At 47.4% G+C, this 22166-nt stretch carries 12 protein-coding genes; 4 read left to right on the top strand and 8 right to left on the bottom strand.

Features of this window, described 5'->3' with window-relative positions; translation table 11 throughout:
* Positions 1 to 3: 3 nt before the first annotated feature.
* From BM257_RS09415 to BM257_RS09405, 3 genes are read left to right on the top strand one after another with little or no spacing between them, the layout of a single operon-like run.
* Complete coding sequence (locus BM257_RS09415; protein ID WP_092071589.1) at positions 4 to 735, top strand: MBL fold metallo-hydrolase; 732 nt, start codon at positions 4 to 6, stop codon at positions 733 to 735.
* 46 nt (positions 736 to 781) lie between these two features.
* Entirely contained in the window at positions 782 to 1903 is a 1122-nt protein-coding gene (locus BM257_RS09410; RefSeq protein ID WP_143096820.1) for a porin, read from the top strand.
* A gap of 12 nt (positions 1904 to 1915) precedes the next feature.
* Complete coding sequence (locus tag BM257_RS09405; protein WP_092071584.1) at positions 1916 to 3439, top strand: sodium:solute symporter family transporter; 1524 nt, start codon at positions 1916 to 1918, stop codon at positions 3437 to 3439.
* 43 nt (positions 3440 to 3482) lie between these two features.
* Here the strand turns inward: BM257_RS09405 and BM257_RS09400 are convergent, their stop codons facing one another.
* From BM257_RS09400 to BM257_RS09365, 8 genes are all read right to left on the bottom strand, one after another.
* Positions 3483 to 5804 (bottom strand): glycoside hydrolase family 31 protein, encoded by a 2322-nt coding sequence (locus BM257_RS09400; protein ID WP_092071581.1) that lies wholly within the window; start codon positions 5802 to 5804, stop codon positions 3483 to 3485.
* Between the two features lie 10 nt (positions 5805 to 5814).
* On the bottom strand, positions 5815 to 8262 hold the full coding sequence (locus tag BM257_RS09395; RefSeq protein ID WP_092071576.1) for a glycoside hydrolase family 2 TIM barrel-domain containing protein: 2448 nt from the start codon (positions 8260 to 8262) through the stop codon (positions 5815 to 5817).
* Positions 8263 to 8266: 4 nt separating this feature from the next.
* Complete coding sequence (locus BM257_RS09390; RefSeq protein ID WP_092071573.1) at positions 8267 to 10042, bottom strand: sensor histidine kinase; 1776 nt, start codon at positions 10040 to 10042, stop codon at positions 8267 to 8269.
* 3 nt (positions 10043 to 10045) lie between these two features.
* The gene (locus BM257_RS09385) at positions 10046 to 13063 is read right to left on the bottom strand and encodes a TIM-barrel domain-containing protein (RefSeq protein WP_092071570.1); all 3018 of its coding nucleotides are present in this window, start codon (positions 13061 to 13063) and stop codon (positions 10046 to 10048) included.
* Positions 13064 to 13083: 20 nt separating this feature from the next.
* Positions 13084 to 16155, bottom strand: a complete 3072-nt coding sequence (locus BM257_RS09380; RefSeq protein ID WP_092071567.1) for a two-component regulator propeller domain-containing protein — start codon at positions 16153 to 16155, stop codon at positions 13084 to 13086.
* 71 nt (positions 16156 to 16226) lie between these two features.
* A complete protein-coding gene (locus BM257_RS09375; RefSeq protein WP_092071808.1) occupies positions 16227 to 17246 on the bottom strand; it encodes a LacI family DNA-binding transcriptional regulator in 1020 nt (339 codons plus the stop codon).
* Between the two features lie 234 nt (positions 17247 to 17480).
* Positions 17481 to 18122: a response regulator transcription factor gene (locus BM257_RS09370; protein ID WP_092071564.1), complete on the bottom strand. Its 642-nt coding sequence runs from the start codon at positions 18120 to 18122 to the stop codon at positions 17481 to 17483.
* Positions 18123 to 18125: 3 nt separating this feature from the next.
* Entirely contained in the window at positions 18126 to 20456 is a 2331-nt protein-coding gene (locus tag BM257_RS09365; protein ID WP_092071560.1) for a glycoside hydrolase family 3 C-terminal domain-containing protein, read from the bottom strand.
* Between the two features lie 203 nt (positions 20457 to 20659).
* On the opposite strand from BM257_RS09365, the gene BM257_RS09360 reads away from it, so the two are divergent.
* The gene (locus BM257_RS09360) at positions 20660 to 21907 is read left to right on the top strand and encodes an ATP-binding protein (protein ID WP_092071557.1); all 1248 of its coding nucleotides are present in this window, start codon (positions 20660 to 20662) and stop codon (positions 21905 to 21907) included.
* The last annotated feature ends 259 nt before the right edge of the window (positions 21908 to 22166 follow it).

The raw sequence follows: 22166 nt of genomic DNA, 5'->3' as shown, positions 1-22166 counted from the left end.
AGTATGAAAAAACTTAGTTTATTATTACTGTCCTTGTGTCTTACAGTAACCTGCTGGGCACAGCCCCGTGAGACCGATGTCTTTCAGACGAAGTCAGGAAAGACCGTGAAGATTACGTGTATCAAACACGCCAGTATCATGATGGAGTATGACGGGAAGACGATTTACTTCGACCCTGTCATCAATATGGAGCCGCATACTGACTTCACCACATGGCCTAAAGCTGACTACATCTTCGTGACCCATGAGCATCACGACCATTTTGACTCAATGGCGCTGACGGAATTACGCAGGAGCTATACCGTTATCTATACCAACCATAATGTCTACACCCAATGGGGAAGTGGTTATGTGCTTGCCAATGGTGATCAAGCAGAGGTCTGCGACAACGTGACCGTAGAGGCTGTACCAGCCTACAACACGACTCCCGGACATGAGAAGTTCCATCCCAAAGGGCGTGATAATGGTTACGTCCTGAATGTGGAGGACCTGCGTATCTATGTGGCTGGTGACACTGAGGACATCCCAGAGATGGCAGACATGAAAGACATCGACATCGCCTTCCTGCCTTGCAACCAGCCCTATACCATGACTCCAGAGCAATTGGCGAAAGCAGCAAAGACCATCAAACCGAAGGTGCTGTTCCCATATCATTACAGCGACACCCCTATCCGTAAGGTGACGATGTTATTGGGAGGCAGTGGCATCGACGTGAGAATCCGGAGATATAAATAACCCGAAATATCGAAATTCCGATTAAACCAAATAAAAATTAAACAAGATGAGAAAGGCTACGGGTAGGCGCACAAAGTGCGGGAATAAACAATTTTTCAAGGAGGCGTTGCTTGCCGTTGCGCTTGCCGCCTTCAGCAGTACTGCTGCCATGGGACAATCTGACGGGCAGAAGAAAGAGGTGATTGACTGGTTGAAAGACGCATCCGACCGTGTCGCTTTGCACGGCTATGCACAAGGCGGTTTCAACTACACCCATCAAAATGCTGACGACAAAGGTACTTTTGAGCTCAAGCGCATCCTCTTTTGGGTAGATGCCCGTATCACAGACAGATGGTCGTTCCTGTTTATGCACGACTTCTCGAGCGTCGTACAAGAGTATTACACCGACTATCGCTTTACCAACAACAAGGCTCTGACCGTTCGCCTTGGACAGTTTAAGAACGGTGTCTCGCTCGAGAATCCCCTATCCCCTACCGCCATGGAGGCTATCGATGTCTATTCTGAAGGTGTGACTTACCTGACAGGTTGCGGCAGTGACCCGCTAATGGGTGTGCAGTATGGTCGTGACCTCGGACTCGCCATATTTGGTGAGACTAACGATGGTAAGTTCCGCTATGAGGCTCAGGTGATGAACGGACAGGGTATCAACAAGAAAGACGGTAACAAGGAGAAGGACTTCATCGGACGACTGGAGTACCGTCCCGTGAAAGGACTCAACCTCGTTGCCACAGGACAAATAGGAAGAGGGCATGCCATCGCTAACTCACCTTATAACCCCGATATTCATGATGGCGACAACTATAAGCGTAACCGTTGGACAGTAGGTTTCGATTATAAATCAAAAGACTTCAACGTACATGGGGAGTATCTGGAAGGTAAGGACGGGAATGCCACCAGCCGTGGTGCCTACGTCACTGGTGCCGTCCCCTTGTATAAGGGCTTGGAGTTCGTCGGCTCTTACGATTTCTTTAATTTCAACACCAATCTCGGCATGGACCAGCATAAGGCGATTGCAGGTCTGCAATACTGGTTCTTCAAGAAATGCCGTTTCCAGGTACAGTATGTCTATAAGAGTGCCTATGTCGCCAATGGTGTCTTCACTCATGGTGCCAGTCACCAGGTGATGGCTCAGATGCAGGTTAGACTAGATTATTCAAGAAAGAAATAACAAGATAAAACTATGATTATCAAGATCCTTTTGACCATCATCTTCCTGATAGTGATGATTGGCGTGGGTGTATATACCCGCAAACAGGCAAGTAGTGTGGACGGTTTTGTATTAGGCGGTCGTGCTGTGGGACCATGGCTCACCGCTTTCGCCTTCGGGACGAGCTATTTCTCTGCTGTGGTCTTCGTGGGCTATGCCGGACAGTTTGGATGGAAATACGGTATGTCGTCGACATGGATCGGTATCGGCAATGCCTTGATTGGCTCGCTCCTCGCATGGATCCTGCTAGGTCGTCGTACCAAACTGATGACACAACATATTGAGTCGCGTACCATGCCCGACTTCTTCGGCACCCGTTTTGCAGACCAGGGACTGCGTATCGTCGCCTCTGTCATTGCCTTCGTATTCCTCATCCCCTATACCGCCGGTGTGTATAAAGGCATCTCCACCCTCTTCGAGATGGGCTTCGGCATTCCCTACGAGTATTGTGTGATTATCATGGCAATCCTGACAGCGGTGTATGTCATCCTTGGCGGCTATAAGGCAACGGCAATGAACGATTTCATACAGGGTATCATCATGCTCTTTGGCATCGTTGCCGTCATCCTTGCCGTACTGAACGCACAAGGTGGACTGACGGCGGCTGTCGACAAATTGGCGCAGTTGCCCGCTGATACTGACCCGGCTGTTAACGGTGGCTTTGCCTCATGGTTCGGACCTGACCCCTGGGGACTATTAGGTGTTGTCATCCTGACCTCGTTAGGTACGATGGGACTTCCGCAGATGGTGGGTAAGTTCTACTCTATCACGGACGAGAGTGCCATCAAACGTGGTACCATCATCTCCACGATCTTCGCCATCGTCGTGGCTGGCGGCTGCTATTTCCTCGGCGGTTTCGGACGTCTGTACGGCATGCCTCCCGTCCTGCCGAACGGCAAACTTGCTTTCGACAGCATTGTACCCTCCATGCTTGTCACCCTGCCCGATGTGCTCATCGCCCTTGTGGTACTGCTGGTACTCTCCGCATCAATGTCAACACTGGCATCGCTGGTACTCACCTCCAGTTCAACGATGACACTCGACCTCATCTATCGCGACAAGAAGTCGCTGCCGGGAGAAGTGGAGGAAGGATCTATTGACGATATCGTCGCAGAGAAGATCGAGCGTCGTAAAGTCGTGGTGATGCGTGTGCTTATCATGTTCTTCATTGCCATTTCCTTGTTGATCGCTCTCAACCCACCAACATTCATCGCCCAACTCATGGGTATCTCATGGGGAGCGCTGGCTGGTGCCTTCCTGGCTCCTTTCATGCTGGGACTCTACTGGCGTGGCGTGACAACGGTAAGTGTATGGGCTTGCTTCATCTGGGGCGTAGGACTGACCGTGATTAACATGCTCTTAGGTAATCCCATCAACCCCATCAACTGTGGAGCTATCGCCATGGTCGGTGGTTTCCCCGTCGTATGGCTCGTCAGTCTCCTCTCGCCGAAGATGAATCGCGAGACGGTCGATAAGATCTTCGAGTGCTATCAATAAGTCATGAAAAAGGGATGTGCGTTCAGACACATCCCTTTTTCTTTTATCGCTCTATGCGTTGTAACGACGTATCGCCAGGCTTGAAGAGTAAACCTGTGCATTTCTTCGCATCGGCCTTGTATGCCTTCCACTCTACCTTGTCCCATTGTATCTGATCGGTACGCTGGGCAAGAGGTACATGGGGAATGAGACTACCGTCACGGACGAGGATGACAGCAGGAATCTCACCGACCTTGATGGTCTGATAACCGCCCTCATAGACTTTGCCTGTCTGATAGTCAATCCATTTGCCCTTGGGCAGATAACAGGTACGACTGTTGCCACTCTCCAATAACGGGGCAACCAGAATCTGAGAACCGAACATATACTCATCCTCCACCAGCCAGGCACCGGGGTCGTCAGGAAACTCCACCAACAGGGCACGTACCATCGGCAGTCCCCGCTCGGTACAGTCTTTTGCCTGTGCATAGACATACGGCATGAGTTTATACTTCATCTCCGCAGCCTGACGGAAAGCCTTTGTGAACGACTCGCTGATGAGCCATGGCTCCGTTGGAGGTGCACCATGTGCACGGGTATGACTGCTCAAGAAGCCAAAGGGTAGCCAACGGCGATAGATATCCTCAGGGGATGCAGTAACAAAGCCACCCATGTCATGACTCCAGAAGGAGAAACCACTGAGTCCAAAGGAGAGTCCGCCACGCAAGTCACCCAACATACCCGTATTGGTCGTAGCGGCATCACCACCCCAGTGTAACGGATAACGCTGAGAACCTGCCCAGGCACTGCGTGCCCAGATGACTCCCTCCCCACTATTCGCCTTCACAGCCTCGAACAAAGCTTTGTTATAACGGACAGGATAGAGGTTATGCTCGTAGAGTCCACCACGACCACTATAATAGAAGCCGTCGTAAGGAGCCGCCTCACCAAAGTCGCACTTAATAGCTCCGACACCGAGTTTAATGAGATTGGCAATCTTATCCTGATACCATTTCACGGTCTTGGGATTACTCAGATCCAAGACAGCATCCTCGTAAGGCAGGCTGCCTGCGGCATTCTTCACCGCCATACCGCCATCAACGAGTTCACGGAAGAAACGGTTCTTGGGTGTAAAGTATGGCAACTGCCACAGACAAGTATGGAAACCGTCACGTTTCAGTTGGTCGAGCATACCTTTCGGATCTTTGAAACGGTCTTTGGCAAACTCATAGTCACATTGCCAGTCAACACCAAACCATCCTGTATCGAAATGGATAACATCACTTGGAATTTTATTTTGACGGAGTTGTTTAGCAATCTCCAGACCCTCTTCCTGTGAGAAATAGGTAATACGACTCATCCACGTACCGAAAGTCCACAACGGCAGCATCGGCGACTTTCCCGTAATATTCGTATACTCGTTAAGAATATCTTTGGGAGACCCGAAGAATACGAAGAAATCTATTTGTTCGTCAGCCATAAACAGACGCTGGGCTCCGATATACGAAGCACCGAAGTCTGCAGTGACGGGTGCCGAGGTATGCATGAAGATACCATAGCCACGGTTGGAGAAATAGAACGGAACTGGTTTATACTGTCCATCCGTCTCTGGTCCTTGTGGGTCAGTCACCATGATCTGTACCTTCTGCCCTACCTTGTTCAAGGCACCAAATGACTCACCACATCCATAGATGCGCTCACCAGGAGCAATCGTCAATACGGGGTTGACGCTACGAGAATTATCAGAGCCACGCTTGATAAACGAGAACGGCAGGAGTTTCACCTGACTGGAGTCATTATCAATGATATGGCGTGTCTGTGTCATCACCTTCCCGCTCTTGTCTTTCAACACGATACGCCAAGGATATTTCTGGATCTCCACCGTCCCATAATCGGTAGTATAAGCAATGACTTTGCCGTCGCTCTTCATTTTCCAGGCAGAGGTGGTAGGCACAGGACCTGCCAGCATCAGACTCTCTCCATCTTTTCTTGGAGCCTCAACGGGTGAGGTAGCCATCCTGATTCGTATACAACGGGGACTCACGAAGTCTATCTTGAATGACAAGTTAGGATCATTATCGTACTGTGTATCCGGGAAATCGAGCATCTGCATCCGCACAGGCCAATAACCGTTGAGGTTGAAGGCTTGACGAGGTGTCATCCGATATCGCTTCCAATTCAACAAACCCTCTCCTTTCGTCCCATCGAATGATGCCAGCGAGTCAGCAAGGAAATAGGTGTTACTCAAATCAGAGAAATCACCCGACTGATCCTTGGGCATACACTGCAGATACTGGACACCTGCGGAAGTCTGCAACTGGGCGTAGGTGGTAGTGGCAGTAAAGCCGCTACCTATTACACAAAAGAATAATAACGTGCGTTTCATCTCTTATCTTTCATCTGTTAACTTTCAACTGTATCACATCAGACTGTAGTGTAGGTGACTTGGCTGTTATCGAGCCATTACCACTTACCACTACCATACATTTGCCAAAGAAAGCTTTACGCTGGGGAGCCTTGAAATTCTCCATCGAAGTCTGGCAACCATTATCTGTGCCCAATACTTGACCGTTACCTTCATAGATGAAATAGATTTGATCCTCTGCCCACGGACAAAGGTTACCATCCTTATCCACCACCTCGGCGGTGACAAAAGTAGTATTTTTACCCTGATAGTCCTTTGAGAGACGAATCCTTGCTGGTGCTCCAGCTGTTTTGATCGTCTGCTCGCCAACGACCTTGCCATCCTTACGAGCCACCACCTTTACCTCACCAGGATCAAAGACGACACGCCATCCAACATGGTATTCGGAATTCAATCTTGCCTTGGTGTTGTGCATGTCATAACGTCCCTCTGTCTGCTCACCAGTCTTACGACGTACCCCTTGACTCTTGCCGTTGATGAATAATTCCACCTCATCGGCATTGTTATAATAGCACCACATGTCAATCTCATCTCCTGGTACCCAGTTCCAATGGGGGAAAAGATGCAGCACAGGTTTTGTCGTCCACTCACTCTGATACATATAGTAAGTATCCTTGGGGAATCCTGCAAGATCAATGATACCGAAATACGAAGAACGGGCAGGGAAACCATAGGGTGTCGGCTCACCAATATAGTCGAAGCCGGTCCAGATATACTGTCCACCCACAAAGGCATTATGCTTCACCACGTCCCAAGTCTCCTCATGAGTAGAACTCCAGGAAGCGTGCATATTATCATATGAAGAACACATATAGGAGGGGTCCGTATAAGGAAGCCACCACTCCTGCGGTGCCCAGGTAATCTCATCGGAAGGCATCTTATAATAGCCGCGTGTCTGTAGTGCCGACACACTCTCCGAGAAGATAAAAGGCTTCCCGGGGAATTTCTTGGGAACATCTTTTACCCACTGGTGGTGATAGTTAAAACCAATGATATCAATCGCACCACTTTTGAAAAGGTGGTTATTAGGATCCGGCTCATTACAACCGGCAAGGACCGGACGTGTCGTATCATAACGCTTCACAATCTCAGCAAGATGACGCGTGAGCAAAGACTGTACGGACAGTTCACCATCTTTTGCCAGCGTAGAGGCATCATGTCCTGCATTCAGAATCAAGTTCGCCTGTTCAAGCGTCAATGTATCTGCTTCAGCTGACGACCACTGCTCCAGTACCTCGTTACCAATAGACCACATCAGCACACTGGGATGATTACGGTCACGGAGTATCAGATCTGTAAGGTCACGCTCATGCCATTCGTCGAAGAAACGGGCATAGTCGCCTGCCGTTTTCTTACGTCTCCACATATCAAAGCTCTCATCCATCACGATGATACCCATCGTGTCACACATATTCAGCAACTCCGGGGCTGGAGGGTTATGTGAGGAACGGATGCTATTGACACCCATTGCCTTCAGTTTCGACAGCTTGCGGTGCATGGCATCCTCGTTGACAGCAGCGCCCAGACAACCGAAGTCATGATGCTCACAGACTCCATTCAACTTAAAGTTCTTGCCATTGAGCCAGAAGCCTGTCTCTGCATCAAACTTAAAATCACGGAAGCCCGTCGTCGTCCATACCTCATCAACGACTCTACCATCAATCATCACCTGCGTGCGAACCTTATATATATAAGGATCCTCTACCGACCATAGATGTGGATTCTTAACCTTCAACCCGACTTCCTTACCATTAGCGTCGAAGACAGTATTCTTGATTGTCGGACGATGAGTATTTGTCGCTTGATACTTATCCAGTTCCACATCGACTTTAACCTGTCCCGTCTTCGCATCCGTCACGACATGAACACCCCAGTGTTTGACATGCACGGAATGAGTCTTTGTCAACCAAACATGACGATAGATGCCACATCCGCTATACCAGCGGGAGTTAGGCTGGTCGGAATTGTCGACCTTCACCGCAATGACATTATCACCTTGCTTCAGGAATTTAGTAATATCGTACTCAAAACTTGAATAACCATAAGGACGATGCCCTACCTCCTGTCCGTTGACATAGACGGTAGAGTTCATATAGACACCGTCAAATTCGATAAAGTAACGATTACCAGGCACCGCCTCGCAGTCGAGAGAAAAGTGTTTACGATACCAACCGATACCACCAGGCAATGCGCCACCTCCAGCGCCACTGGGATTACCTACAAAAAAATCACCCTCTATCGCCCAATCATGTGGCAGGTTCAATATTCGCCAATGTCCATCATTATACGTTTGACTCGACATCTGCACCGAATCGGCAAGGATAAACCGCCAACCAATGTCAAAGTTCTGACGGTCACGAGCCTGAGCTGTCAATCCAATGAGGACGACAGAAAAACTAAGGAATAAAACTTTTCTCATATTGTTATGCTTTTTCTTCTTTCTTTACCAAAGGAATCATAATTTCAAAACGAGCGCCTGGTCCTGCATAGGAAGTATCAAGTCTGACATGTCCACCCAGTCGGTTCGCCATAGAGCGACAGTAAGTCAGTCCAATTCCCATTCCTTCTTTGAAATTATCCAACTTCACAAAACGTTCGAAGATATGCTCTGCCTCTTCTGCCGGGATCCCTCGTCCTGTATCTTCTATTGCTATCACTAATTGATCGGTGGTCTTTGTGCAGATCATCCTCACCTCGCCATCATCCGTATTCTTCACCGCATTATCAAGTAATGGGGTGATAATACGGCGCAACACACTCTCATTCGTCCTTATCTTGAAATCTTCATCAAGGGAGCTCTCAAAATAGAACTTAGTACTGAGGTGTCCTACTTCTCTGCGGAAATCTCCCATGATACGACGAAGCGCCACATTAGCTTGTACGTCAGAGAGGTTCTGTTCTACCACACCAGCCTCATTCATTGACATCTCCAACACCTCATCAACCATGGTCGTAATACGTCTGGTGCTATTCATCATGGTATTAGCAATTCGACGACGCTCTAAAGGAGTAATGTCATATTCTGTTGCTGCCATCACCTGTGCGAAGCCACTAATGACATTCAACGGTGTCCGGACTTCATGACTCACATTCTGAATGAAAGCAGTCTTCAGCTTATCAGACTCCAGGACTCTGTCATAGGCTTTTTTCATCTCACGCCAATGACGACGTCGCATCTGTACGATATAGAATAATGCCACGACGAGTGAGAACAACAATATAACAATTGCCACCAAACCATAGAACCAAAGACGACTGACCCTTCGCTCTGCCTCATAGATTTTTAATTCGTTCTGTATGCCTTGCATGGAACTGCTAAGAATCAGACTGTTCAGGGAGTCGGTCTCTGCGACATTCTTCTTCAAAGCAGCATAAGCCTCTTCCCAACGTCCTGCACTAGCGTATATCTCCGCTTGTGTCAAAAAAGGATTATCAGAACTCTCAGTTGCCAAATGAGCAGCATCATCAACAAGCCCTTGCGAAGCCAGATAATAGACTTCCAATATCCTGCCATGAACTGATGAGAGTCCTTTTTCCAATCCTTCACGATATGCATTATAGCCATCCAGAAAACGCTGGTTGTCACCTAAGCGATAATAGACAAGGGTACGGCGTGTCTCAATATCAAACACCCGTTCTGGTGATGATTTTTTAGCAATTTCCGCTGCCTGGTCTATCAGTCGCAATGCTTCTTGCGGATCCTCTTCCATCACGATATTCACCAGATTCATATAGATAGGAGGCTGACTTTCTGTATACCCCTCCTGCTCCATTCTGCGGATAACCTCCCAGAAGCATTTCTTCGCCCCTTCTTTATTACCGCTGTAATTATAGATATGCCCCATCATATTGATCGCCATATACATCTCCTTGTCGAGTTTCTTTTCCGTCAACTCCTTCGACAATTGGGTGGCGAGCTTATATGCCTCAAAGATACGTTGTCGGTTCAGTTGGAAAACAATCTCATTACATCGTTGTGTGTAGTAAGCATGTAAGTCGCCCTGACCCAACAGGTAATCCTCGAGTTTGCGAACAGACACAAAAAAGTGTGCGCTGTCCCCATTATTGAAGGCATGGTGCATGGTGTCACGAAGGGTAAGGTATTCCTTTGTGTCCTTATATTTTTCATCCGGCTTAGCCTGGACAGCTACGCTCACAGTAGCTACGGCTAAAACTAGCAATATATTTTTTAATCTCATTTGCTACAGTTTTACACTGATTTCCTTACCACTATACTGCACCATCTTACCCTCAGGATTGTCAAGGTTAAGAGGTTTAGCAGTATCTTTCGTGATGAGAACCACATTGAAACGGCGATTCTTCAGCATGCCATTGAACTGACCCTTACGAGCACCAAACCTCACCGTCTTTGAAGCATCATCATAGGAAATCTCTATAGTAGCGTATTTACCCTTCTCATAGTTATAATTCACACCCTCGTCCTCATAAAGCTGGAACGAGCCATTTTGTCCCGCATACACATAAAGATTGATCAGCTCAGCAGGCTTCTCGTCACTCCACTCCATCTCTGGTCCGAAGGGGATGATAGCACCCTCACGGACATAGGCTGGGATACACTCATAAGGAGCATCAACAACCAGCGACTGACCACCTTCCACATACTCATTGGTATAAAGGTTATACCAGCCACACTGTTTTGGGAAATAAACGTTACGGTTACGTGCCTTGTAATAGCCAACAGGACAAGCCATCAAAGCAGGACCAAACATCCACTGGTTACCAATATTCTCTACCTCCTTATCACCGTTGAAGTCCATTACAAGGGCACGCATCAAAGTATAATCCTTGAAATGAGCCCAACCAGCCATAGAATAGATATAAGGCATCAGACGATAGCGCAGCTTGTCGTAATAGACAAATGACTTATAGGCAGGATGATCGTCTGGAGCAATATTCCATATCTCACGCAAGGGCCACTGTCCATGAGCGCGGAAGAGGGGGATAAAGGCACCAAACTGGTTCCAACGCGTCTGCAACTCACGCCACTCCTTCAAGTCCTCGTTCTCCACACCCGTCTTATCATAGAATTGCTGAGCTGCCACATAACGGTTCTCCACACAGAAGCCACCTTGGTCCATGCCCCAGAACGGGATACCCGACATGGAATAGTTCAGACCAGCAGTCATCTGAGCACGCATATCCTCCCAACGGGTACCGATATCACCACTCCATGTGGCAGTAGAGAAACGCTGTTCTCCTGCAAAGCCACTGCGTGTCAACAAGAACACACGAGGCTCGTTGTCCTTACCTTTCCACACACTGCGCTGACCATTATAGATCGCATCCGCATTGACAGTAGAATAAGCATTGAAGAACTCCGTTGATGTTCCAAGAGCCGTAGGACCACTGAGAGCCTTACGATACCACATCGGCGTACAGTCACGCACATTCGGTTCAGAGGCATCCATCCACCAAGCATCTACTCCAGCGATACCATCATGGTTATACTTAGAATACAGGTTCTCATCCATCTGTCGCCAGAACATCTTACGGGCACCGGCATCATAGGCATCATAGAAAGAGCCACGGAAGCCCAGCCAGTCATGGATATCATCCTTGACAGCCTGATGATACATCCAACCGTTCTTATCCAGTTCCTTATAATTCTCGACAGTATCATAGAACTTAGGCCATACGGAAATCATGAAACGACCATGCATCTTATGAACATTGTCCAGCATTGCCTGAGGATCAGGATAACGCTCAGACTCAAAGACGTGACTACCCCAAGAATCCAACTTCCAATAATTCCAGTCCTGCACGATATTATCAACAGGAATATGACGTTTACGGAACTCTGCAAGCGTCTCCACAATCTCTTGGGCACTCTTATAACGCTCACGACTCTGCCAGAATCCCAGCACCCACTTCGGATAGAGGGAGGCCTTACCTGTCAAGGTACGATAGCCGCTAATCACCTCATCGAAATTCTTTCCAGCAATGAAATAATAGTCCATGTCACGAGCCATCTCACTCCAAATGCTCAGTTTACCACGCTCCTCCTCACTACGAGGCTCTGAGACACGAAGTCCACAGTAGGCTTCCCCGCCGTCAGGCTGCCATTCGATACGCAACTGGTTCTTCACCCCTTTACGTACCTTGGCCGTAAACTTATAGGTATTAGGATTCCATGCAGTACGCCAACGTTCAGGAACGACTTCCTTTCCGTCAATATATACTTTCACATAACCAGAGTAATAGAGGATAAACTGATAGTCAGCCTGTTTACCTGTACACTTACCGCAAAGGCTACGGGTAGGCGAGCCTTGCTCGGGAATGCACTCAGGTTCGATGAAGCCTTCATAGACAACGCTGGCACCCTGCAAGTTAAAACCTTGCGGCAGGTTTTTGATACCACCATTATCTGTCTTGACAGCAATCTCAGAGGTCGTGGGGAAGGCATACTCATAATAGATAGAATCCTCATCACGAACCAGACGTTTACCGTCCTTATCCACATATGTACCTGTCAGATGTCCTGCCTTTCCCTTTTTGTCATAGAGCTTAAAGGCACGGTTAAGCTGGAGATAATCATTGGGATTACCAAAACGGCAATAGCTGTAGGAGTCCCACAGAATACCATAATTCTTATTAGATAGGACAAAAGGAATGCTGACCTTCGTATTATACTGGAACAGGTCCTCATTCTTACCCTTCATATTAAACTCTTCCGACTGGTGCTGTCCAAGTCCGTAAAAGGCCTCATCATCTGGAGAATCAAACTTCATCTGCCACTGGATGCCATGCTTCATCGCCTCAGTCAGAGGAGCACCACCCTTCAGACCATATTCACGCTCAGGAACAGTGAAGTTCTTAAACTGTTTGTCGTCCTCCTTGAGCAACTTCTTGCCTGCGGCATCATAGAAAGTAATCTTACCAGACTCCGTATCCACGCGAGCCTCTACGTTCTTTGCCTTCACGCAGACCTTATCATCATCTTCCTTCACGTCGAATATCGGCTGAGCCTTCTGCTCCACGATCATCAGACTTTGCTTCTGCGGCAGTGCACTCTCCGAGGTAGCTTGCACACGGATAATATTGTCGTTGATTACTTGCAGTCGCACTACCTTAGCACCACCTGCCTTCACTTCTTTCACTGGGATGGTCACGAAATTACCTTTGACAGTATAGTCAGCAGCAGTCAGTGTTGCCATCATCATCGACAGGATTCCTGTCGTCACCATTTTAAAGTTTTTCATTGATTTATTTAATGTTTTTGCTAGTCTTCTATGATTTCAGCCTCTTCTATGACATCACCTCCAGGCAGAGTGATGATAAAGATAGAGCCGCCACCAGGATTATCCTCCATTCGGATAGTGCCATGATGGGCATCCACTATTGCCTTCACCTTATCGAGCTGAATACCTTCACCCTCAGGGACAGGATCGAAGATATGCTCCCTATATTGCTCGGGAACTCCTACCCCGTTATCTGCCACCTGTATCTGAGCATCCCCAGTTGACATCCGGGCAACCCCCACACTGATACGACTCTCTGTTGGAGCAAACCTGACGGAGTTCGTCAGGAGGATATTCATCGCACGTTTCATCAGTTCAGGGTCAAACATCAATTGCAATTGGTTGACTGCAGTGACGATAGACAACTTGAAAGGCAGATTCTCATATCCCTTAAACTCATCACACACCTTCTTGATGAAAGCGACGATGTCTGCTTGTTGCATCTGGGCTTCCATTTTATCTTGTTTCACCACAAGAGTCTCATCAGACTGCTCTTCTGCCATTTTCCTTCGCATTTCCGACATCCAGGATATCTTCTCAGTCTCACGACGGAGATTCTCTGCCTCTATTCGTCGCTCGTGACGTTTGATATACCATTTCCTCCAGATCCATGCGGCGACAGCTATCAATAGCATGTAAAGTAATATCATCCAACGAGTACGCCACAAAGGAGGACGGATGGTGATGGAGATACGGTTCTCTTCCTTTCCCATCGTTCCGTCATCGTTCATCATATGGACACATAAGTCATAAGAGCCTGCACGAAGACTCTGATAGGTGATATTAGGATTCACCTCTTCTGTACGCAGCCATTCGTCATTATAGCCATCCAACTTATAGATAAAACGGGAACGGTTATGGATCTCACCACTATTACTTGCCAACTGTACCGTGAATTCCTCGTCGTACCTAAGAGTAATCTCACGGCAATAGTCAAGAGCCTCATCTAATACGATATCGTCATGAATCTCCTCACCAACTTCCACCTCACGACCACCGATCTTCAGTCCACTAAAAAGAGGAACCTCCCTCAAACGTCCCTTACCCATTTTCTTAGGATTGATGATGTCAAGTCCTCCTTGACCACCCACCAGGATTTTCCCGTCAGGAGTATAACAAAGTGAGCGCTGGTTATAGGGACTGCCATGTAGTCCGTCACGATTGTTGAAACTACGCACCACAAAGTTCCATTTATTGTCTGCGACTTTCTGTGGCACCACATTTGTCACTCCGTGATCCGTTACCAGCCACATCGTATGACGCTCATCTTCTATCATACTGTTTACAGTAGAGCCAAACATACCAGAACGCATGTCGATAAGATAGACCTCGTTGGTCTTTGGGTCCCATATCGTAGCTCCAGAGGATGAGCCTTGCCATGACAACCCACGACTATCTTGCATCGCATTGATAGAAGTCTCCGTAATACTAATATTATTATGGTTGTCCGTAATATTACGATTAATAACCTTCTTTGTCTTAGGGTTGATAATAGAATAGTAAACAGAGTGTGACACCATCAGCCAGCCCTTCTGTGTACTGCTAATCGTAGAGATATAGTCACTGGGAAGGATAGAGTTCTTGGTGTTGATCGGTTCGTCCATGTGTCCCGTTCTCGGGTCAATACGCTGTACACCACTTCCCAGCGTTCCTATCCATATATACCCCCACTGGTCCTCATAAACAGTCCATACATTATTATTAGCAAGGTCGTTGGGCTTTCCTGTAGCGCGATAGTTAGTCACCTGTCCGTCCTTAATATGAATCAGACCACCCTCATAGGTTCCAAACCATACGGAACCGTCGCGAGCAGCCAAAGAACCAACCATTGTATTAGAGGCGATACCGCTGTTCGCCTTGTCATAGACGACCTGTTCCTCCGTACGGGGATCAAAACGGATGATACCCTTGTCGTTAGTACCTAACCAATAGTAGCCAGCCTTGTCGACACAGATAGTATTGATATTCCCTAACTCGATATTTTGGAAATTCGAACTACTCTCAGTATAGCAGCACACACCATTCATATAGGATCCCAACCACATGCGAGACAACTGGTCGCGATAGATGAAACGGATGGTATTGTCACTGACAGTGGTCTCGTCATGCTTGTCATTCAAGAATTGGCGAATCTCCTGCGACTTACGATCGACGATGATCACGCCATGATGGTCTGTGGCAAGCCATAATCTCTTTCGATGGTCCAACTGGACATCCCAGACGCTCTGCACTTCCTCTGTGTCATTAATTCCCCAGCTATGGAACAACTCTGGCAGGGAATGGCACCATCGCCTTTTGCCATTCATCAAGATATAGGTTCCCTGCATCGTGATAGCATACAAGTTACCTTCATTGTCTACCCGCAGCTTACAGTCCTGGTTGTTGACGAATCCGTGTTTTCGCAGATAGTCACTCTTCCAGCTGATCCAGTCTTTCTCACGATTAAAGCAGATGATCTCACCATTGAAAGAAGATATCAACACGCTCTTCCCGAACTCTGTAAATCCAGAGACACCAAAGTCACTATTGAACTCCTGACGACCATAGCCAAAGTGGTATTGCTTTAATTTGCCCGTACGAGGACTATAATGCCAGAAGCCGTTCTCATAAGTCTTCACCCAGAAGTCTTTTCTCGAGTCGATATAAAGACGCTCTATACCTCCTGTGATACCATGCTCTTGCAACCACTGTTCCGGATGGCGGTCGAATTTCTCCGTCACAGGATCATAGATGGTATAGTTCATACTCTGCCGGAGCCACAGTTTCCCATCGTATGCCTCATAAATCTCATCCACATAATTGTTACGCATCGTAGTCGTATCCTTGGGATAGGAATAGAACGTCTTGAATCGGTACCCGTCATAGCGGTTCAATCCGTAAGGCGTTCCAAACCACATCATACCCCTCGAGTCACGAAGAATACATAACAACTGGGAGTTACTCAGTCCATCGCGTGTATCCAAGCGACTGAACTTCACATCAGGTATCCCTGCCATCGTAGCCAATGGCATCAGGCATATGAATAAGGATAGTAAAACAAGTTTCTTAGTCATTGGTAAAATATATCTTTCCAAATAATATCTGCAAAAATACACTTTTTTTACAATATGACCAAAAAAAATGCTTACTTTTTGTTTTTCGCGGAAGTATCTCGGATCATCAACTGCTGGGGAACAATCTTCTTTTGCACCTTAGTATCCCCCTGAATATGCCCCAACAACACCTGACAGGCAGTAACACCCATCAGATACGACTGATCCACTATGGCAGACATCCGGGGGGTCACATAAGCCGCATGGGCATCATCCGTAAAACCTATAAGGGCAACATCATCGGGGATGCGCAGTCCCAGCTGTTTTATAGCCGTAAAAGCGGCAAAGGTGATGATATCATTAAAGGCGAGTATCGCATCCGGGCGATCCTCCCTCTGTAGTAATTTCACAGTTTCCTCCAATGCCACCTGATAGTCTATCTTATTACAAATCACCAAGTCGCGTTCTATGGGGATACGATTCTCACGCAAAGCCTCCAAATAGCCGTGTTTACGTCGTTGCACCATATCCAGATGATTAGGACCTCCGATGAAGGAGATACGACGGCTGCCCGTATCTATCAGATGCTGGGTAGCCATCATCGCAGCCTCATCACCATTAGCTGTCACACTGGAGAAGCGGTCGGAAAGACAGGTCCGTCCAAAGAACACCAAGGGGATACCCATTGAGGCTAATTCCTCAAAATGACTATAGTCTGTCGTTGTCTGAGCCAGACAAGCAATGATACCCTCCACATGCAAGCCGATGAAGTTATCCACCACATTCGCTTCCTTCTCGCAGTCCTCATGGCTGTTGGCGCTGATCACGCTATACCCTGCCCTTCTCGCCTCATCCTCAATACCATCAAGGACAGCGGCATAATAGTGGGTCACCAGGTTCGGCACCACCACCCCTATAATCTTGGGAGCCTCTTTGCGAAGGCTTTGTGCGAAGGGATTCGGGCGGTAGTTCATTTTCTTTGCCAGTTCCTTCACACGACGCTGCATTTCCTCACCTATCTCTGTTGAGCTACGTAAGGCACGACTCACTGTGGCAATACTGACATTTAACTCTTTTGCCAGATCTTTTAAGGAGGTTCTATGTTGCTTAATTTTACTCATCACATGCAAAATTACTAATAATTTCCGAGTTACGCAAACGTTTACGGAACTTTTTTCGAAGTTTTTTTGTCTTTTTCTTGCAGATATCAAAAAAAGTACTTATCTTTGCAATGTGAATTCAGAATGAGTAATGAATAGTTGATAATAAGTTAGTTAGAAATTGGGTAGGAGTTGTCGTGAGATAATTCCTACTTTTTTTATTCTGAAAAGCGACGAAAACCTTTATTATATATAGTATTCCGCAGAGTCTACAAGTCCTGCTCTCAAGGCATATTTGGTAGCCTCATGGACATTATTGACCCCTAGTTTCCTGAAAATATTCTTCCGATGGGTATTCACAGTATGGAAACTGGAGAAACGACGTTCCGCGATCTCTTTGGTGGTCTGTCCCAGTGCGATATCCTTAAGAATCTCGATTTCCGTAGGTGTCAGTTTCACATCCTCTTCCACCACTTTCGTTTGCGGAGCCAACAACAGCTCTGCCATCCGCTGACAGATATATCGCTGATGTCGCTGCCCAAACAACAGGCACTCTCTTATCTCTTGTATAGGTGACTCTTTCAACAAGATACTGAAACGTGGGGAGATGGCAATCACCCGACGGACAAAATCACCCGACAGGTCCACACTGAAAAGTATCCATTGTACTTGAGGGAATCGCTGATACAGGATTTCCAGTTCCTCGACATCATTGATATCAAAAAGGGTATAGTCTAATACCACCACTGCCTCAGGATGCTGTTTCAACTGTTCTATCAGCTCCACCTTATCCTCAGCACGGTGCATCTCCACCTGCCCCAGCTCCTGACAGACATACATCATGCCTGCCCTGGTGATATCCTGATTGTCGGCTAATACTACATACATATATTATAATGTCTCTGAGAAATAGAAATCCCTGATGGGCTTGACGACAGGATCACCGGTAAGGGTAATCGTCTCTTGTAGTTTGATATCCTCTGAGGAGCTGCCCACCTTTACGATATACTTACCAGGACGGATGTTCCACTGTCGCTGACTTTCATGAGTATAGAAGCCAAACTGCTCCGTATAGAGCTTGACTTGTACCTTCTTCTGCTCCCCAGGCTGCAAACTGACACGTGCGAAGCCTTGCAGTTGGATGGGACGGATAGACTGCCCGTCAGCAGGACTCAGGTATATCTGTGCTATCTCGTCAGCAGTCATCTTACCCGTATTCTTTATTTCGAAAGAAAGACTGATACTCTCGTTAGTAGTAGCCATCTCTTTGTCCACATGAAGGTTGCCGTACTCAAAAGTGGTATAGGTCAGACCATAGCCGAAGGGCCACTGGATCCGTGCGTCTTTCTCTGCGCTATAGTTATAGCAGACGGGAGTGTTGATCTCCGTATTGGGATAGCTGACAGACAGTTTTGCGGAGGGAGACACCTTACCATAGAGGATGTCTGCCACAGCGTTGCCACCTTCCTCACCAGGGTACCATGCCTGGATGACTGCGGCACATTTCTCTGCCAGTCCGGACACCACCTGTGCCCTACCGCCGAAAATGACCAACACAACAGGCTTGCCAGTCTTGATGAGTTCCTCGACATACTGTTCCTGTTTTCCTGGCAGCCGGAGTCCCATGCGGTCACGGTTCTCTCCGCACAGCATCACATTCTCACCCACAGCGGCGATAATCACGTCACTCTGGCTAGCCATTTGGAGCGCTTCCTGTTTGTCTGCTTTCTCACCAGCGTCTACCTTACGATGGAGCAGTGCGTATTCCCAAGCTCGTGCATCACCCACCTCACCATATTTGGTCTCTATCTCCTCTGTCCAGTCACAGCCACGGGAGTACATGAGGTTGACATCCTCAGGTTTCTGTTTCGTCATACCCTCCAGCAGTTTCACGATATGGGGGTTATCCGGCACGTCCTCCTGCATCTTCCAGAAATAAGACATGGCAGGATAGGTATAGTCACCACACATCGCCCAGATACTGTTGGCGTTAGGACCTGTCAGCAGGATATTCTTGACATCCTTCAAGGGAAGGACACCATTATTCTCTAACAGCACCACCGACTGAGTGGCGATATCATAGGCGGTCTTACGCTCCTCCGGGGTGTCGAGGACTATTTTCTCTGAGGAATAGAGATACGCATCCTTGTCGAACAGTCCTGCACGGAACTTATGTCGCAGCACATCTTTTACTGCTCGCTCCAGCACTTCCGGCTTGACGAGTCCCTTTTTGATGGCATCTGGCAAATACTTATAATCAGAACCTGTCGGGAAGTCGACATCATTACCACCATTGATGGCTGCAGCGGCTTTCTGTATAGGATCCTCCGTATCAGGGATCTGACCAATGGCGGTATAGTCACTCACCACCATACCGTCAAATCCCACATAGCCACGAAGGATATCATTCAGGATCTCACCATTGGCGACACAGTTGGTACCATGCACGGCATGATAGCCTGGCATGACAACGCGGCTTCCTGCCAGACGGATCATCGCCTCATGGGGCATCAGGATCTCCTCCATCAGTTCCTTTTCCTCCGCATCACCGCCACCGCCATAGCCGAGATAGTGCTTTGAGCATGCTCCAACACCTTTCTTCAGGTCACCTTGTTGCAGTCCTTTGACGAAGGCTGTACCCATCACTGCCGACAGGTAGGCATCCTCACCATATGACTCCTCCAAACGGTTGAAACTAGGTGTTCTGCATACGTCAACCATTGGGGAGAGTGCCAGTATACCTCCCATCTTACGCAGGGCATTACTCGTCTGCTTCGTCTTCAGCTCCGCAAGTACCGGATTAAAGGAGCACGCCTGTCCTATCTGTTGGGGATAGATGGTGGAACCTAACGTGTTCACACCTGTCAGCACTTCCTCATGACAGAGAGCAGGAATACCATTGGGCGTATTCTTGATGAGCCAATCCTGGACGGCGGCGACACGGTCTCGCAACTCATTGGGATCTCTGGGTTTCTGCATGGCAAACTGGGAGAAGTGTCCGATACCGTTTGGTATCAGCTGGCGACATTTTGCCGTATCCAGCTTTCCTTGCTCATCGAACAGCACATCCATATAAAGACTCTGCAGTTGGGCGATACGCTCCTCCTGCGTCATCTTTCCATAGAGCTCATCCACTTGTTGCTCGATATCGACACTACTATTACATCCCATTGTCAAACCAATTAAACCTGTCGTTAAAATCCTTCCAAAGATTGATTTCATATACCTTATTCATTTATATTGCCTGCAAATATACGACAAATCCACGACATGGCAAAATATAGACAGGGAAAATAGTGGTTGCGATAAAAAAATGTGAAAATATAGTAAAAAATCAGGGTTTATTAATTCTGTTTTATAGAAAATGCTTAACTTTGTAAACCAAACTTTATAAAATCATACAACTCTTATTAAATATAATTTATATGAGTATCAGTAAAGATGTCATCAAACAGTGCCTAATTAGTAAGCAGCGCGAAGTGGATGAGGCGGTGATCGTGAACCGTCCCACTGACTTTGAAGAGAACGGCAACTATGTGATAGTTGGCGTGAGACATGCGGGTAAGTCGTACCTGCTGTATCAGCGTGTACGTCAGCTGCAGGCAGCAGGAAAGGGATGGGACGAGATTCTGTTTGTTGACTTTGAGGATGAACGTTTGGCGGAATTCCAGACAGAAGACTTCAACAGCTTGCTGGAGGCCCATCTGGAACTGTATGGCAAGAAGCCGGTGGTGTTTCTAGACGAGGTGCAGAACATTCCTCATTGGGATAAGTTTGTGCGCCGACTGGCTGATGCTAAATACCTTGTTTACGTGACGGGCAGCAATGCGAAGATGCTGAGCAAGGAGGTGGCAACTACGTTGGGTGGCCGGTTCTTTATATATGATGCATACCCATATTCGTTCAAAGAGTATCTGGCAGCGCAGCAGGTGGAACTGAGGGAGCATTGGGAATATGACACGATTCAGAGAAGCGAGGTGAAGCGACATCTGAATGAATACTTCTATTATGGCGGTCTGCCAGAGATTCTGTCGTTTAAGAACAAGCGGGCTATGCTTTCGAGCTTGTACCAGAAGATTTACCTTGGCGACATCTGTGCGCGAAACAACATTAAGAACGACAGGGTGCTGAACATCCTGATCAAGAAGATGGCAGAGAGTGTGAAGCAGCCTCTGTCGTATAACAGACTGAAGAATGTAATCGTGGCAACTGGGTCGCCCATCAGTGTGCCTACCACGATTGACTACGCGGGATATGCAGCTGACAGTTGGCTGATACTACCCATGGAGAACGAGGTGGGAAAGCTGACGGAGAAGGAGATGCAGAAGAAGTACTACTTTATCGACAACGGATTGCTGAACCTGTTTCTGATGAATTCGGAGACTTCGCTGCTGGAGAATATGGTTGCGGTGGAATTATTCAGACGATACGGCAAAGAGAATGTGTATTATCTAAATGCTGACAAGGAGATAGACTTCATATTACCTGACGAGAAGTTGGCCATCCAGGTGGCGTATAGCATCAAGGAGGAGACCACTTACAACAGAGAAGTGCCGCCATTGGTGAAGTATGCCAAGGCGCACGAGGACTGGAAGTGCCTACTGATCACTTACGATGAGGAGGGCACGGAAGAAGGAATACCTGTAGTGCCGGTGTGGAAGTGGCTGATGTAGGTGTGAGTTTTACAATCTGGATGCAATAATATCTGTTGGGGTGAGCAAGAGTTTTTTCTTCACCATATTTCTTCTTTATTCATTTAAAGCCTTTAATTAATTCGTTTGGAGGCTTAAATCATCTCGCTTGAAGCCTTTATTTATCGGCGTTTCAGACGACCTCATATAATTATGCTCGCAAGGAGCCCCCTGTGCGCAACTTTTCCTTAATAAAAACGCAATTTTGTATATATATCAAAAAAATGTTGTATCTTTGCAA

The organism is Prevotella sp. tf2-5, assembly GCF_900115435.1.
Lineage (GTDB): Bacteria > Bacteroidota > Bacteroidia > Bacteroidales > Bacteroidaceae > Prevotella.
This window is presented reverse-complemented; position numbering and strand designations above follow the sequence as displayed.